General features: G+C 56.2%; 11 protein-coding genes and 1 pseudogene. 7 read left to right on the top strand and 5 right to left on the bottom strand.

Annotated elements, in window-relative coordinates; genetic code table 11:
* Nucleotides 1-4: 4 nt before the first annotated feature.
* Nucleotides 5-1393, bottom strand: coding sequence for an MFS transporter (locus F8N62_RS00555; protein ID WP_020300860.1), 1389 nt, complete (start codon nucleotides 1391-1393; stop codon nucleotides 5-7).
* 264 nt (nucleotides 1394-1657) lie between these two features.
* Here F8N62_RS00555 and F8N62_RS00550 point away from each other — a divergent pair, with 264 nt between their 5' ends.
* Nucleotides 1658-2404: an IclR family transcriptional regulator gene (locus F8N62_RS00550; RefSeq protein WP_032904489.1), complete on the top strand. Its 747-nt coding sequence runs from the start codon at nucleotides 1658-1660 to the stop codon at nucleotides 2402-2404.
* Nucleotides 2405-2418: 14 nt separating this feature from the next.
* On the opposite strand, the gene leuD is transcribed toward F8N62_RS00550, so the two are convergent.
* Nucleotides 2419-3063, bottom strand: a complete 645-nt coding sequence (gene leuD, locus F8N62_RS00545) for a 3-isopropylmalate dehydratase small subunit (RefSeq protein WP_020300862.1) — start codon at nucleotides 3061-3063, stop codon at nucleotides 2419-2421.
* A 6-nt stretch (nucleotides 3064-3069) separates the two neighbouring features.
* Nucleotides 3070-4482, bottom strand: coding sequence for a 3-isopropylmalate dehydratase large subunit (gene leuC, locus F8N62_RS00540; protein WP_020300863.1), 1413 nt, complete (start codon nucleotides 4480-4482; stop codon nucleotides 3070-3072).
* 291 nt (nucleotides 4483-4773) lie between these two features.
* Here leuC and F8N62_RS00535 point away from each other — a divergent pair, with 291 nt between their 5' ends.
* From F8N62_RS00535 to F8N62_RS00525, 3 genes are all read left to right on the top strand, one after another.
* The gene (locus tag F8N62_RS00535; RefSeq protein ID WP_032904492.1) at nucleotides 4774-6369 is read left to right on the top strand and encodes a GMC family oxidoreductase; all 1596 of its coding nucleotides are present in this window, start codon (nucleotides 4774-4776) and stop codon (nucleotides 6367-6369) included.
* 49 nt (nucleotides 6370-6418) lie between these two features.
* The gene (gene mdlD / locus F8N62_RS00530; protein WP_020300865.1) at nucleotides 6419-7744 is read left to right on the top strand and encodes an NAD(P)-dependent benzaldehyde dehydrogenase MdlD; all 1326 of its coding nucleotides are present in this window, start codon (nucleotides 6419-6421) and stop codon (nucleotides 7742-7744) included.
* Nucleotides 7745-7980: 236 nt separating this feature from the next.
* The gene (locus tag F8N62_RS00525) at nucleotides 7981-9417 is read left to right on the top strand and encodes a carotenoid oxygenase family protein (protein WP_106118106.1); all 1437 of its coding nucleotides are present in this window, start codon (nucleotides 7981-7983) and stop codon (nucleotides 9415-9417) included.
* Between the two features lie 155 nt (nucleotides 9418-9572).
* Here the strand turns inward: F8N62_RS00525 and F8N62_RS00520 are convergent.
* Both F8N62_RS00520 and F8N62_RS00515 read right to left on the bottom strand, forming a co-directional pair.
* A pseudogene (locus tag F8N62_RS00520) lies at nucleotides 9573-10961 on the bottom strand (aldehyde dehydrogenase family protein).
* A gap of 18 nt (nucleotides 10962-10979) precedes the next feature.
* Nucleotides 10980-12776: an FUSC family protein gene (locus tag F8N62_RS00515; protein ID WP_020300869.1), complete on the bottom strand. Its 1797-nt coding sequence runs from the start codon at nucleotides 12774-12776 to the stop codon at nucleotides 10980-10982.
* Between the two features lie 114 nt (nucleotides 12777-12890).
* Here F8N62_RS00515 and F8N62_RS00510 point away from each other — a divergent pair, with 114 nt between their 5' ends.
* The 3 genes from F8N62_RS00510 to F8N62_RS00500 are packed head-to-tail and all read left to right on the top strand — an operon-like array spanning nucleotide 12891 to nucleotide 16048.
* Nucleotides 12891-14354 (top strand): MFS transporter, encoded by a 1464-nt coding sequence (locus F8N62_RS00510; protein WP_224787691.1) that lies wholly within the window; start codon nucleotides 12891-12893, stop codon nucleotides 14352-14354.
* Between the two features lie 19 nt (nucleotides 14355-14373).
* Nucleotides 14374-15225, top strand: a complete 852-nt coding sequence (locus tag F8N62_RS00505; RefSeq protein ID WP_020300871.1) for a fumarylacetoacetate hydrolase family protein — start codon at nucleotides 14374-14376, stop codon at nucleotides 15223-15225.
* Nucleotide 15226: 1 nt separating this feature from the next.
* Complete coding sequence (locus F8N62_RS00500; protein ID WP_020300872.1) at nucleotides 15227-16048, top strand: IclR family transcriptional regulator; 822 nt, start codon at nucleotides 15227-15229, stop codon at nucleotides 16046-16048.
* Nucleotides 16049-16059: the final 11 nt, after the last annotated feature.

The following is a 16059-nucleotide window of genomic DNA, read 5'->3' as shown; positions in this document are numbered from 1 at the left end:
CTATCTATCGAACTTCGTTCAGCCGTGCATCGCTACGGTCTTGGTTTGCGGTCCGTGCGATGTGGCGACGGACGAGGGTCAGCGCGACAAAAAGAATCAACATCATGGCTGCTATAAAACCGAAGAACCGAGTGCCTGTGCTGGCAAGAATCCAGGGGCCGATGAAAGCGCTCAGCACCGCGCCCAGCCGTCCGAAAGCTGCGGGCAAACCGACGCCACTTGCACGCATTGAGGTAGGGAATATCTGCGCCGCCAGCACGAATAGGATTGCTTGTGTGCCCGGTACGCAGAGGCCGAGCAGCAGCAGGCTAACGGTGATGATAGGGAGCGAATTCGCAGCAGGTTGCAACGGCGTTACCATCAGCGCAGCGCAGCAGGCCAACGCCCCCGCCGCCATGCAGAGCATGGTTTTGCGCGAACCGAAGCGACTGAACAGCCAGCCGCCGCCCACCCCTCCAATCAGGCCACCGAGGCTGAACAACGCCATACTTGCGCTGGACATACTGACGCTGTAACCGGCCTCGACGAACAGGGAGGGGGACCAGGTAAACATGAGGTAGCTAGACAGAATCACGGTAAAGAAAGCGACCGCCAGAACCCGTGTGTCGCCGGCATATTCGCTGGCCATTAACGTTCGCACCGAAGCCTTCTTGACTGCAGCCGCTTCGCCGCTGTCCTCCAACGTGGTGGTCAATGACACCGCATGCCCCAGGTGGCGAATGATGTTCAGGCACGCTGCCGGCTTGATGCCGCGCGCCACCAGAAATCTCAGCGACTCTGGGACGCCAATGATCAGCGTCAGCGCGACGATCAACGGCGCACACCCCGCAATCACGAAAAAACTGCGCCAGCCAAGGGCAGGAAGAATTTGCGCCCCTAACAGGCCAACGACAATACCGCCAAAAGGCAACGCGCTCATCCCGATGGCGAGGGCAAGGCTGCGCCGGCGCAAAGGTGTGTACTCAGCCAGCATTGCCGTGACGTTAGGCATGGCTGCTCCCATGCCCAACGATGCAATCACTCGGCAGACGCCCAGAAAGACGATGTCATCGGCGAGCGCGCCCAATAACGTCATCAGGCCAAACGTTACGCTGGACGCGATGAGGGTCCATTTTCTGCCGATGCGGTCGCCCAACAGGCCCCCGAGGGCCGTCCCCAGTGCCATGGCCACGAAACTGAATCCAAGCACCGGTGCAAAGGCTGCGCGGCTGATACCCCATTCGGCTGAAATGGAGGACAGCGACAGGCTAAGCACCTGCGCGTCCACGCCATCGAACACCATGACGAGGGCGACCAAGAAGAGAATTCGCTTTTGATAGGACGTCCACTCTCCGTGATCGAGAATAGGGGCGATGTCGAGGACGGGGGACGATGGCTGCGCTAGCTGGCTCATGATGGAACCCTCACACCTTAAGGTGTTTTGTATTATTTGTTGTAATACGATAATTATGTTTTTTCCAAAAAGTGTCAACGCTTTTATCTTATGGCGCTATTTTTGTTTTTACTCACCTCGTGGTCGAGCTTGGCGGTAACATGCGGGCTCCGTCAAGCACACCTTTCTAAGGGGGCAGGGTTGATAAAGCAGCAGGTAACCGGCGCGTCAGCCATGCAAGTCTCAGGCGCAGAAGATCCCAAAGGCAGCTCCCAGGATCGCTTGATGCGCCTGCTCGAATTGTTCAGTGGAGACAGCAAATCTGATTGGTCTGTGGACGAAGCGGCGATCGAGTTAGGACTATCGGCGAGCCATACGTACCGTTACTTTCGAACCCTGTCGGGTGCCGGATACATCAGCGCCTTTACCCCGGGGCGCTACGTGCTGGGCCCAGCAATCATCGCGTTGGATAGAAAAATGCGGTTGGGTGATCCGATGATCCAGGCTGCAAGGTTGGTCATGGGTGACATGCTGAATGCGGCCCCCGCTGACAGCATCGCGATTTTATGCCGGTACTTCCAAGAGCACGTCATGTGCGTGCATGAGGAGTTCACCACCCGTTTCAAGCAAGACATCAGCTATGAGCGCGGCCTCCCAAGGCCCCTTTACCAAGGCGCAGCCTCAAAGGTCATCCTGGCGCACCTGCCATTGCGCCAGGTCAAACCCTACTACGAAGGCGTAACGGGCGAATTCGAGCGCTTTGGCCTTGGGGCCAATTGGGCGCAAGTCAAGCAGACACTGAGATCGCTGAGAAACGAGTCCGTAGTCATCACTTCAGGCGAATTGGGCAATAGCGCTGCGGGTATTTCAGCCGCCGTTTTTGACGATAAACGGGTGATCGGCAGCATCAGCATCGTGATACCCGTCGTCGATGCCTCCCCGGAAGTCAGAACACTGCTCGCGCCTATTGTTGCGAAGGCCGGGGCCGAGATGACGCAGAAAATGACGGTGTTGGCGTCTTCTGGATCATGAAATACACAACGCCGTCAGCTCTCTGGAAACAGCCAAGGCTCGGTGGCGCGTCGCTTGCTTTCGTATAAGCGCACGTCGTCGGCTTGAGCGAGCGTCAGGCTGATTTCATCGAGCCCCAACATCACGCATTTTTTGCGGAATGCATCGATCTCGAAACGGTAGATCACGCCCTCAGGCTGGGAAACGGTTTGGTCCGCTAGATTGATCTCAAGTTGCAACGCAGCATCACGGGCCGCGAGTGAGAACAGGTGATCCATTTCATCCTTGGTCAACACGATGGGCAGCACGCCGTTCTTAAGGCAGTTGCCATAAAAAATATCTGCGAAACTGGTGCTGAGCAGCGCTTTGAACCCGAAATCACGCAAGGCCCACGGCGCGTGCTCGCGGCTCGAACCACAACCGAAATTATCTCGGCACAGCAGGATTTGCGCTGACTTGAACCGGGGCTGGTTGAGCATGAACTGCTCGTTGAGCGGTCGTACCGAGCAGTCGTCCCCAGGTTGGCCTTGGTCTAGATAACGCCAGTTATCGAACAGGTAATCGCCATAGCCATATTTGCTGATCAATTTCATGAATTGCTTCGGCAAAATGGCGTCCGTGTCCACATTGATTCGATCAAGCGGCGCCGCTACTGCACAAAACTGCTTGAATGGTTTCACGGCCTTTCAACTCCTTATCTGGGCAGCGGTTATATCAACGAAATGTCCTGCCAGGGCCGCCGCTGCTGCAGTGACCGGGCTCACGAGGTGAGTTCTGCCACCCTGCCCCTGACGCCCCTCGAAATTGCGATTGGACGTAGATGCACAACGCTCCCCAGGGAGCAGCCGGTCCTCGTTCATTCCCAAGCACATCGAACAACCGGGCTCGCGCCATTCAAACCCAGCGTCGATGAATATCCTGTCCAAGCCCTCGGCTTCAGCCATGGCTTTGACCTGTCCTGATCCCGGCACCACCAATGCTTGTTTGATACGCGTGGATACTTTTTGACCGACTACAACCTGGGCAGCTGCCCGCAGGTCCTCGATGCGTGCATTGGTGCAGGAGCCTATGAAAATCTTGTCGAGTTCGATTGAAACGATGGCTGTGCCCGCTGTAATCCCCATATAGTCGAGCGCGCTGACCAAGGCCTGACGTTTAGCGGGGTCTACTTCGTCCGCGGGGTCGGGCACCTTTTCTAGAACATCGCACACCATTTGCGGAGAAGTTCCCCATGAAACTTGAGGGGCAACTTTTGCTGCATCCAGGTTCACCACCTGTTGGAAAATTGCCCCAGGGTCGCTGTGAAGCGTGCGCCAAAACGTAGCGGCGGCCTCCCAGCCTGCGTCTCGCGGCGCATGAGGTCGGCCGTGCAGGTAGGCCAGTGTGGTCTCGTCTACACCGATCAGCCCGACGCGAGCTCCGGCTTCGATTGCCATATTGCAAAGGGTCATCCGCGCTTCCATGGACATGCTACTGACCGTGCTGCCCGTGAACTCGATTGCATGACCGGTGGCCCCCGCAGTACCGATTTTGCGAATCAAGCTCAGGGCCAAGTCTTTTGCGGTCACGAACGGCTGCAATTCGCCGTCGATCTGAACCTTCATCGCCGCCATGGGTGAAACACGCAGGCACTGGGTGGCGAGAACGTGCTCGATCTCGGAAGTGCCGATGCCAAATGCCAAGGCCGCGAAAGCACCATGGGTACTGGTATGAGAGTCGCCACAGACGATGGTCATTCCCGGAAGACTGGCGCCAGATTCAGGCGCGATGACATGCAAAATGCCCTGCCTTTGATCACCCATTTTAAAGTGGCGCAGGTTCAGGTCATCGCAGTTACGCTCAAGCGTCTGAACCTGAATTTTCGCTACCGGATCCTGAATGCCCAGAGCCAAGTCCCTAGTCGGCACATTGTGGTCCGAGGTGGCGATGATCGTGCCGCTTCGCCAAGGGTTCAGCCCCGCTGCCGATAAACCTTCAAAAGCCTGGGGGCTGGTGACTTCATTGATCAACTGCAGATCGATGTAAAGCATCGCCGAACCGTCCGGGTCATGACGTACGACGTGCGTTTCCCAGAGTTTTTGCAGCAGCGTTTTGGGCACTGGAGGCTCCTCTTGTCAGATCGATCATTACGGACCTGCCTGGCCGGATTGTAGGCAAGCTTGCTCAGACAATATAGAGCGCTTTTATCGTAATGCGCTATTTTTGATTTTTAAAGAGTGGCAAAGTACTATGTGTTGTCCAACTGTACTGTTCAGATTTGTAAAATCTGAACAGCGAAAGCGCCCGCTTAAACGATTCCTGATCTCGGCTTTTGATAGCGATGTCTGATAGGCAGTGCGCTATCCCCCCTCAATACTCATCCGTTCAAGAGCGATCCGCAGTGGGTAAATATGACAACTAAAAGCTTTGACGTGCTGATTGTAGGAAGTGGTGCAGCCGGATGCGTGGTGGCCAGTTATCTGGCCGAGAACAGTCGGGCCAGCATTGCCGTGATCGAAGCCGGCGGCAAGGATTCCGACCCGCTGATCCATATTCCAGCCGGCTTCGGCACCATCCTGGCCAAGGATAAACACGTGTGGACCCATTCCACCGTCGCCCAGCATGGTACTGAGCGACGCTTTCGCTCCGGCAAGGTGTTGGGGGGAGGCACGTCGGTAAATGCCATGGCGTATGTGCGTGGCCAAAAACGCGACTTCGATGCGTGGGACGAAGCCACCGCAGGCGACGGGGACTGGAATCACGCCAGCATGTGGCGTGCCTTCATCGAGCAAGAAAAAAACGACACGTTCCATGATGAACATCATGGCACCCAAGGCAATCTGGCCGTGCAGCTGCCCAAAGGGATCAACGAACTGAACCAGTATTGCCTGAAGGCATTTCAGGAATACGGCCTGCCCTACAATCCGGATTACAACGGCGCCAGCCAGATCGGTGTGTCACCGGTGCAATCGAACATCGAGAACAGTCGCCGTTGCAGTGCCGTAGTCGCGCACCTGCGCCGTCATCTGGAGAGTGGCCGCGTCACCTTGCTGGCGAACACAACGGTCACTCGGGTGCTGATCGATAGCCACCGCGCGGTAGGGGTCGAAATACTCCAGGGCGGGACTACGCAGCAAATCCAGGGCAAGCAGGTCATACTCAGCGCCGGGGCGGTACACAGCCCGAAGATTCTCATGCATTCCGGCATAGGCCCCAAGACCCAGTTGCAGGAATTCGGCATTGAGGTGATGGTCGATTCCCCCGGCGTGGGCGAAAACCTACATGACCACCCTATCGTACCGCTCAGCGCCTATGTGAAAGGGAACTTGGGCTATCAAAGCGTTGCCCAGGGCCTTGGGACGCTGAAGGCAGGGATCCGCTACATCCTGACCAAAGACGGCCCGGCCGCAGGCAGCGGTATCGAGACGGTCAGCTATTGGGATCCCCTGAACTTACAGGGCGACCCTACCGTTCAGTGCTATCACGTACCAATCATTTCCAAAGACGGCTTGAGCCCTACCGGTACGCGCCCCGGCGTGACCTTCGAGTTAGTGGTGCTTCAGCCTAAAAGCCGCGGCTGGGTACGTTTGGCTGACGCTGACCCTACCTCTATGCCGCTGATCAACCCAAATTTCATCGGCCACGAATACGATTTGAAAGTGGCCGTTGAGTCGGTGAAAGCCATGCGCCATGTCCTGACTCAGGAATCGCTAGCGCCGGTGATCGACGAAGAGGTCTCACCGGGTCCCAGCGTGCAATCCGATGAGCAGATTGGCGAATGGGTCAAACGCGTCGCCACCACCATGTGGCACCCGGTCGGCACCTGTCGCATGGGCAAGGACGAAGGTGCCGTCGTTGATGGTCGCCTGCGTGTGAAAGGCGTGGAGCATCTGCGTGTCATCGATGCCTCGATCATGCCCAACATTACTAGCGGCAACACCAACGCGCCCACTCAGGCGCTGGCCCTGCACGCTGCCAAAATGCTCTGTGAAGATTACTTTCGCTGATCTGCGTGACGCTCATAAACATCCACTGAATTCGATAAGGTGACAACCCATGAACTATCCAAGCTCCGAGTCCATCGATGCAGTATTCGAGTCGCAGCGTGCCTATTTCGCCTCCCGCCAAACCCACCCCATCGAGTTTCGCAAACACAGCCTGGAGCGCCTGAAACAGGCAGTGCTCAATCACAAAGAGGCGCTGTACGTCGCACTGGACGAAGATTTAGGAAAACCCAAGGCCGATGTGGACCTCGCGGAGATCGGCGCAGTCCTCCACGAAATCGATTTCGCCCTCGCCCACCTTGACGAGTGGGCGACACCAGAAACGGTACCCACCGCAGACCTGATTGCGCCGTCCCAGTGCTATGTCACGCAAGAGCCCTTTGGCGTTACTTACATCATCGGGCCGTTTAACTACCCCGTAAACCTGACGCTGACGCCGCTGATAGGCGCAATCATTGGCGGCAACACTTGCATCCTTAAGCCCTCCGAAACCACCCCCAACACTTCACTGGTCCTCGAGAAAATCATTCAGGAAGCGTTCTCTCCCAACTACATAGCTGTGGTTCAGGGTGGACGCGATGAGAATACTCACCTGCTGAGCTTGCCGTTCGATTTCATCTTTTTCACGGGCAGCCCTAACGTCGGCAAGATAGTGATGCAGGCAGCCGCCGCGCACCTCACACCAGTGATCCTGGAACTAGGCGGCAAGTGCCCTTTGATTGCCCTGGCCGATGCCGATGTCGATCTGGTGGTGTCGCAGCTGATGTTTGGCAAGTTCATCAACAGCGGCCAGACCTGCATCGCACCGGATTACTTGTACGTCCACAGCAGCATCAAGGATGAACTGCTAACTCGCCTGACGCAGCGCATTCAGCAGGACCTGCCCGACATAGGTTCCACGGGAAAAGTCGTCACGAGCCAACAAGTATCGCGTCTTCAAAACTTGTTGAGCAAGAGCGCGGGCAAGGTGCTGGTCGGCGGCGATGCAGACCCAGAACGGCGCGTATTCAGCGCCACCGTGGTCGACCAAGTGCAATGGGACGATGCGCTGATGGCCGAAGAGCTGTTTGGGCCCATTTTGCCGGTGCTGACTTTTGATTCGGTGGATAATGCAGTCGATCTCATCAATCAACATCACTCCAAACCACTGGCCGTGTATGTGTTCACAGGCCACACAGCCAATGCCAACCCCGTCATCGACCACATTCAAGCCGGCGATGCTCAGGTCAACGGCGTGCTGGTGCACGCGTTTTCGCCATACCTGCCGTTCGGTGGGGTGGGCGGTTCAGGGATGGGCGAATATCACGGCCGATACAGCTACCTGGCATTTACCCACAAAAAGTCTGTACGGATAGTTGAGTCTGGCAAGCCGGTATAAATAAAACACCAACTCCGCGAACCTGAGGCAGGTCAACGGCAGGTATTCTTTGCAATCCTGCCTTGATCGCGCGACCACATAAACCGTGACGAGCTCAACATAAACAACTGCATGCACCTCAGTACCAACACTCCATAAGAATTCGTACTCACAACCCGGAGACAGCAATAACACCAAAGGCTAGCATTCTATTAACCCTTAATAAGACACCCCTATTAGCCTTCGGGAGATACATCATGTGGAACAATAGCAGCCCCTTTTTACAAGGTATTCGCCAACCCCTCTCCAACGAAATCATCGCCAATGAACTTCGCATAGAAGGTACTGTGCCGCCTGAACTTGAGGGCGTGCTTTTTCGAACCGGATCCAACCAGCGTTGGGAGCCTGCTCGCCCTGACCGATACCACTGGTTCGACGGAGATGGCATGGTTCATGGGTTTTATATCAGCAACGGCGCTGTCAACTACCGCAATAAATGGGTGCGCACCGAGGGTTTCAAGGAAGAAGAAGCAGCCGGTAGATCGCTCTACAACGGTATTTACGGGTCTTACGAAGTAGCTCAACCACAGCTTGAAAAGGGGCCGGCTGCCGTCAAGCAAGTAGCCAACGTCAATGTCGTGGAAATCGACGGACGCGTATTGGCTCTGCAAGAGGCGGGTAGACACTATTATGAACTTGACCGAAACACCCTGGAAACCATTGGTACCTTTGATTTCCACGGCGCAATTGATGCACTGGTTACCGCGCATATCCATACCGACGCCGCAAAAAATGAACTACTATTGTATACGGTCGAACCCGAAACCCGCCGATTCGTCTGTGCACTGGCTGACAAACAAGGGAACATCCTGAAACAGCACGTCGTTACACTTGACGCCCCCGCCTATATTCACGACTTCATGTTCACTGAAAATCATTTTGTCTTCTTCTTTGGGCCCATCAACTGGCGTCCAGAATCACCCGACCGAGTTCCTGCAGGCAAATCTGCGTGGACGTTTGACCCAAAGCAGAGCAATCGAACCCTGGTGGTCCATCGGCAGACCGGTGCAACTCAATGGTTCACCGATGAAGCTTACCAAACCACACACTTCGTCAACGCCTACGAGGAAGATGGCAAAATAATCGTCGACGGCTGCGTCAGTGACCTCCAGTTTGTCGATGATATAAAAGTCGAGAATTTCTTTCCGTTTCCTTTTCCTGACGCTGGACGCTCGCCGTTCACACCTCCCGCGCTGTACCGCTGGACCCTGGATCTCGATGCCGGTCAGATGACACGAGCACGGGTCGGAAATTTCTCCGTCGAATTTCCTAGGATCAATGAAAAACTCCTGGGTGCAAAACACCAATACGGCTACTTTGCCGGTGTACACCAGCCCAAAAGTGACAGCCACGATTTCAATTGCCTGATAAAGCACGATTTTATTTCAGGCAAAACCGAGTACCAAACACTGGAAGGTGACAGGGACGTGTCCCCTGCCGAGCCGATATTCGTGGCCAAACCCGATGCGGTGAGTGAAGACGATGGTTGGTTGCTGGTCGTCTGGTGGGATCCCCAGACAAACAAAAGCGAACTGGTGATCCACGACGCGAGCGACTTCACGGGCGCACCATTGGCACGGGTAAAGCTGGATCATCATATACCGCTGGGTTTTCATGGGAACTGGATCCCATAACCCACCGGTAGAGGTCTAGCCGAGCGTTCTGGCAACAGCAACGCACAACTGACTGCCCTGCAAATAACGTATCGCTGCAGGGCAGTCTTTGTATGAAGGAACGCCCCTTTCAAGGGGCATTCATGCCATACGATCAGTCCACTAAAACCCTGACCTTAAAACGGATAAGCGCGACGTTTGTGTTGCACCGAGTTCCAGTGATCGCTGGTCAGCTCCGCGATGATCCAATCGCTGTTGAATCGCCCGATACCACTGTTTTTCTCGCCGCCAAACATGTTGTTCGGATCATCATTGACCGAGATGTCGTTGATGTGAGTCATGCCGGCTCCAGCGCATGTGCCTCGTCACGCGCAGTGATGATCGGCGCTACAGGACAAAATTGCTCAGCCTGGGCCAAGTCACTCATGTTATCGACATTGACGAACACATGAGGCGGCAGTACCTACCCGTGTGCAGCGCCACCGAGCAACAACTCGATGCTTTCGGCTTTCGCCGCCTCGATCCGGGCCACTGCGCCCTCCAACTGGCGACGGTTGATCAGCGGGCCAATGACTGTATCTGCAAGGTCAGGATCGCCGACTTTCAACTGGCGAACGCGCTCGACAAACGCTTCGACGAAATCCTTTTGCAACGAGGCGTCGACGATAATCCGGTTACTGCTCATGCAGATTTGACCTTGGTGCAGGAAGCGCCCCACAACGGCGGCGTGCACCGCCAGATCGAGGTCCGCGTCATCAAGCACCACACACGGAGCATTCCCACCCAACTCCAACCCGACTCGCTTGAGCGTCGGGCCTGTGACTGCCAACGCGCCCAATGTGCCGCCCGACCCGAGTCGATCCCGTGAAGAAGATGAATTTTGGAATCGGGTGCAGGGTAAAGGCATCACCCAAATCAGCCACGTCTCCCACGACCACGTTCAAAACTCCCGGCGGAAAACCGGCCTCTTCGTAAATTTTCGCCAACAACAAACCACCGGTCACCGGCGTATCGTCGGCAGGCTTCACGACGACGGCGTTACCGAGTGCCAGCGCCGGTGCGATAGACCGATTGGAAAGGTGCATCGGCCAGTTCCAGGGACTGATAACCCCGACCACACCCAATGGTTTACGGTAAACGCGGCTTTCTTTGTCGGGGGTGTCGATTGGCAGAATGCGGCCGACGACTCTCGAAGGCATGGCCGCGGCCGTGATCATGGTCGAACGTACCGCTGACCACTCGATTTCGGCTTTGGTACGCGTGCTGCCTGACTCACGAATCAATCAGTCGACAATTTCTTCGTGCCTGGCTTCCAGTACGCTAACGGCGCGCATGAACAAGGCTGAGCGCTCATTAGGTAACGTCTGCGCCCATGCTTTCTGCGCGGTTGCTGCCGCCTGGTAGGCGTCGTCGAGGTCGCTAACATCACCCAGCGAAAGCTCGGTCAGCAGGGCGTTGTCATAAGGGTTGCGGTTCTCCAGGACCTTGCGCGTACTTCCGGAACGCCAGGCCCCGGCGATGTATTGGCCAGTAAAGTTTTGCCACGGTGTTGGGCGGTCAGACATGGGTGTTCTCCGGTTGATTCAAAGTAGGTCAGCGCCAGTATTCTTCTTGCTTGCCAGCCTGGAAGTCGCGAGGTTTTCCAATTGCTGGTGCAGTGCAAGGGTGTGATGTTCATCAGTTCGGTGGTGAGCGAAAAGCTGAGCAATCGCTGCGCATTCGAACGCAGCAATGAGCAGTGGAGAGGCCTTTTTTTCGAGGCTGATCAGACTTGTCAGAAGACCCCTGACTTGATCATAAATTCGTGCCTGAGCAGGTGGGGCAGGTGTATCCGAGATCTTCAGTGCGAGCCGCGCAATGCGCTTGCACAGGCGCTTGCGCTGGGAGCCTGGCGATGAAGGAACCAACCATCGGTAGGTCAGCACGGCAGTGAACACCCCGCCCAGAATTGCCAACATCTGCAACAGGGTATGTTCAAGGGAGGTGTCTACCTGCAATCCAGGTTGAGCGATTAACAAAAAGGTCATGTTCAGGTCGATGGCCAGTTTTGCTGTACCGGGCCGAGCCATGAGCAACGCTCCGATCATCAAAAACGGTGCGATAACCAAGGCCAGCTCCCACACCGTTCCCACTTCAGGTAACAGCCAAAAACGGCAGGTCACGCCAAGAACGGCTCCAGCGGTCGAGCCAACAAGTACGTCTTTTAACGCCGCACTGGCGTGGCTATGGCTGGAGAACAGCGAGGCGAACAACACGGCCGTCATGACCATCATTGGACCGTCTGACCAACCCAGGCCCCACCACATTGCGGTGGCGATGGACATCGCAATCAAGGGTCTGGAGCCCGCGAGGCATGTTGCGTGCCAGTCGCGCTGTTGAGTTGATTGCAACGCTTCCCTGCCTGGCGTTTCACAAGCATTCAACGCTGCAAAGACGCGTTGTAATTTTTCAACGAACAGCGTGCCTGCGGCAAGGTTTTCAGTGTTTTTGTGGACCTCATTGATCACCGCGAGCACCATTGCAGCTGCCGATTCAGGATGAGTTGCTACCAACAGGTCAGAGGGAAATCGGAGTTTTTCGCCAACATCGAAATGGCTACTTACGAGCAAATCGACAAGCGCGCCCAGCGTGTCGCGAGTGCGAAAGACCCGTAAACGCATTGTTCGAGAACCTGTAGCAATTTCATCCAGGCACAGATCAAGCGCCGCTAGTTCCTGCAACAGCGCACTAAAACTTTTGGCATCGTGTGCAGTGCCTGCCTGCAACCTTTTGAGGCTGTAGTGAACGCTGGCCACAATCAGCGCATCGAGTCGGTTGTACACGGATTCCAGGGACGCGGACTTGCCTGTAAACGTCCATGAAAAACAAGCTGAAGCCAACACGCCGATGACGGTGCAATAGATTCTGCCAAGGGCTAGGTCCACATCGAGCACGGGGTCTTGAATACCAAACAGCGCGACGATCGCTGCGGTGTAGCCTGCCAGCACAAAACCGTAATTTCGAAAATGTCGAAACAGGTTTCCATACCCGGCGCACGCTGCGATCCAGGCTGCCAGTACGAGCATTAGCCAGTGCTGCTGATCAAAGAACACCGTCAGCAAAAGTCCGCCTGCCATGGCTCCCACCACCGTACCGATCAGCCGCGCGCCGATGCGTTCGATCAAGAGGCCTCGCGTAGGTTGCGCCACCAGCCAGACTGTCATCGCAGCCCACCAAGGATGGTGCAGGTCCAGCATTTGAGCGATGACCAGCGCCAAGAGAGCTGCCGTGGTTGTGTGCAGACTGAAAATCAGTGCTGACCGAGAAGGCCACTGAAGCTCGGGCTGCATGCCAAAACGGCCTATCAAGCGACCGAATGATTGAGTGATCCACTTATTCATTTGATGAACTGACATCCGCAGCCTGATAAGGGAAACGCAGCCGCACGCGGCTCTCATTGCCATGGTGCATGCCGACGAGAAACCAAAATATCATATTTCCTGCTATTTAGGATTTTGGTTTATTTTATCTTTACAGGATTTTTGCTTCGTAATAGATTTAGCCTCAGTCAAGGGCACCTGCCTGCCCAGACAATAAAAACAATAAGAGGCCAGTTCATGCATACGCCTACACCCAGCAATATCCTCTGCGACGTCGTTGACGCCCTCCCTGTCAGCCGGTTGCAATGGGAGGGGCTCGCCCTCTGCGTACTGGTCGCAGTGCTAGACGGATTCGACACCCAGATCGTCGGTTTTCTGGTGACTGCCATGGCATCAACCTTGAACGTAACGCCCCAAGCCTTGGCACCGGTGTTCGCGGCGGGTTTATTTGGTTTGATGCTCGGCGCACTGCTACTGGCCCCTATGGCGGATCGCTTGGGGCGCAAGAGAATTCTGGTGTTGTCGATCCTGCTGTTCGGCACATTCGCGTTACTGACCGCTTTTGTTAACAACGTCTCGCAGTTGCTCGTCGTGCGCTTTCTGACCGGCATAGGCCTCGGCGGGGCAATTCCCAACCTGGTGGCGCTGATCTCTGAATACAGCCCGCGACGTTACTCGCGCAGTGCCGTGACGCTGCTGTTCTGTGGCATGCCACTGGGCGCCATGCTGGCTGGCTTGACGGTCGACCAACTGCTCGCTACCTGGGGGTGGGAAAACCTTTTCCTGATCGGTGGCGCGCTGCCGTTGCTGGTCGCCGGCGTTGTGGTGTGGCGGCTTCCAGAGTCGGTTGAGTTCCTCAGTCGCCAACCCGGCAGTCGTGCTGCCCTCAGCGCTATCATTAAACGGCTCGCACCCAACCTCGCAGAACTGCCCGCCAGTCTTGGCCAACTACGCCAACAGGCAACCTCCTCTACCTCCCTGAGTCGTCTTTTCACAGCCGGCATGTGGCGCCGCACCCTGCTGCTTTGGCTGCCGTATGCCATGAACTTGCTGATTTTGTACTTCATTATGAGCTGGATCCCGACGCTGTTAGTGGCAGCCCATGCACCGCTGAGCATGGGCATTCGCGCCATCATTCTCTTCAGCCTGGGAGGTGTGATCGGCTCGGTCGTACAAGGCTGGCTGATGAACCGCTGGGGGTCGGTCAACGTATTGACCATCGAATTCATGGGCTACCTGACAATCGTGCTGGCGCTCAGCCAATTGCCTGTTTCTATTTATTCGCTTTTCCCCGCAATGTTGTTGCTGGGCATTTTGGTGCAAGGCGCGCAGGCAGGTCTTAACGCTTTGGCCGCCGAGTTGTACCCACAGGAAATACGCTCCACAGGCATCGGCTGGGCACTTGGCGTCGGGCGAGTGGGTTCCATTACAGGGCCCGTTTGCGGCGGCTTGATGTTGGCAGCCGGCTGGGTTTTGACAGAGATCCTCAGCGCAGCGTTGGTTCCGGGAATCATCGCGCTGACGGCGATTACCTTGCTACGACTTGACCCCGCGAGCAAACAACAACCCACACCCTCACAGTCTGTTACACATCATTGATGCAACCAGAGGCATACCCATGAAAATCGCAAGCTTCGTTTACCAAAACCGTTCCACGTACGGCATTGTTAAAGGTGACCACGTCATTGACCTGGAATCACTCAAGTCTCACCTGGGTGCGGACCTCAAAGAAGCCATCGCGCGCAATCGACTGAGCGAACTGGGGGCTGATGCGCTGAAAGACCTGCCTCGCCTGGCATTGAGTGAAATCACCTTTTTGCCGGTCATTGCCAACCCAGGCAAAGTGCTCTGCATCGGGATCAACTACGCCACGCATGTGCGCGAGACTGGTCGGGACATGCCGACCTACCCGATGATTTTCACCCGCTTTGCCGACAGCCAGACCGCACACCTGCAGCCCATCGTTCGCCCAACCGTGTCCCACAAGCTTGACTTCGAAGGTGAACTGGCCGTGGTGATCGGCAAGACCGCTCGCCACGTCAAACCGGAGGACGCCTTGGACTACGTCGCCGGCTATGCCTGCTACAACGACGGCAGCGTACGTGACTGGCAGAAGCACACGATCCAGTTTGTTCCAGGGAAGAACTTCCCGGCCACCGGTGGATTCGGCCCATGGATGGTCACCAGCGATGAAATCGTCGACCCGCAGGACCTGGAACTGACGACTCGTTTGAACGGCGAAGTGATGCAACACACGCGCACCAGCGACATGATTTTCGATGTGCGCAAGTTGATCGAGTACTGCACCGCGTTCACTGAACTGGCCCCTGGAGACGTAATCGTCAGCGGCACCACCGGCGGCGTTGGTGCATTCCGCGAGCCACCAGTCTGGATGAAGCCGGGCGATATCGTCGAAATCGAAATCGAGCGCATTGGTATCCTGCGCAACAGTATTGTAGACGAGAGCTGACATGCAAAAACCGTTTGATTCCGAAGACACCACCGAGCACCTGGCAGACAGCAAAGGCTCCAGCCTGGAGCGGATGCTGCGAATTCTCGACCTGTTCACCGAGCACCATCCCATCTGGACGGTCGACGGGATGGGAAATGCGCTGGGGTTCACACGCTCCACTGCCTACCGTTATGTACGCGAACTGGCCGAGGCCAATTTGCTGTTTCAGGTGGAGGCCGGTCGCTATGCGCTGGGCGCGAGAATCATCACCTGGGATCGCCAACTGCGCGTCAGTGATCCGTTGGTACGCGCGGCGCACTCCCTGGAGTCGACCTTTCCGCAATGGGGTGCCGAGCAAGCCTGGTTGGTGTGTCGGCTGTTCAAGGATCAAGTGGTCTGTATCCATCAAACCGGCAACCTTTCCAACCAAGTGAGCTACTCGCGAGGATCGCCAAGACCTTTGTTCATGGGAGCGACCTCTAAAGCGATCCTCGCCAACATGGGCTCACGGCATCAAAGCCAACTGTTTCTGGAAAACCCGAGTGACATCGAGTCCAGCAACCTTGGCAAGACTTGGGAGGTGTTCCGGCGCTCGCTCCAACGCTTGCGCCGCCAGGGATATGTGCTGAGCACCAGCGAAGTCGATGCTGACGTCTTTGGCCTCGCGGCCCCCATATTCGATGGCGACGGCAAAGTGGTGGGCAGCATCAGCTGCGTGCGCCCGACCTCGCAACGCGATAGCGAACAGGATGAAGTGCAAGGCCAGCAAATCCTCGCCCTTGCCGACAATCTTTCACAACTCATGACCGCGCTGGCGCACAGACCAGAAGTACTGGACTGACCAGCCCGGCG

It is taken from the genome of Pseudomonas fluorescens (assembly GCF_902497785.1).
GTDB lineage: Bacteria > Pseudomonadota > Gammaproteobacteria > Pseudomonadales > Pseudomonadaceae > Aquipseudomonas > Aquipseudomonas fluorescens_BO.
This window is presented reverse-complemented; position numbering and strand designations above follow the sequence as displayed.

Bases quoted from the DNA above. Each gene is read 5' to 3' on its own strand.
- F8N62_RS00555 (WP_020300860.1), bottom strand. From the start codon at position 1,393: ATGAGCCAGCTAGCGCAGCCATCGTCCCCCGTCCTCGACATCGCCCCT.
- F8N62_RS00550 (WP_032904489.1), top strand. From the start codon at position 1,658: ATGCGCCTGCTCGAATTGTTCAGTGGAGACAGCAAATCTGATTGGTCT.
- F8N62_RS00535 (WP_032904492.1), top strand. From the start codon at position 4,774: ATGACAACTAAAAGCTTTGACGTGCTGATTGTAGGAAGTGGTGCAGCC.
- mdlD (WP_020300865.1), top strand. From the start codon at position 6,419: ATGAACTATCCAAGCTCCGAGTCCATCGATGCAGTATTCGAGTCGCAG.
- F8N62_RS00525 (WP_106118106.1), top strand. From the start codon at position 7,981: ATGTGGAACAATAGCAGCCCCTTTTTACAAGGTATTCGCCAACCCCTC.
- F8N62_RS00515 (WP_020300869.1), bottom strand. From the start codon at position 12,776: ATGAATAAGTGGATCACTCAATCATTCGGTCGCTTGATAGGCCGTTTT.
- F8N62_RS00505 (WP_020300871.1), top strand. From the start codon at position 14,374: ATGAAAATCGCAAGCTTCGTTTACCAAAACCGTTCCACGTACGGCATT.
- F8N62_RS00500 (WP_020300872.1), top strand. From the start codon at position 15,227: ATGCAAAAACCGTTTGATTCCGAAGACACCACCGAGCACCTGGCAGAC.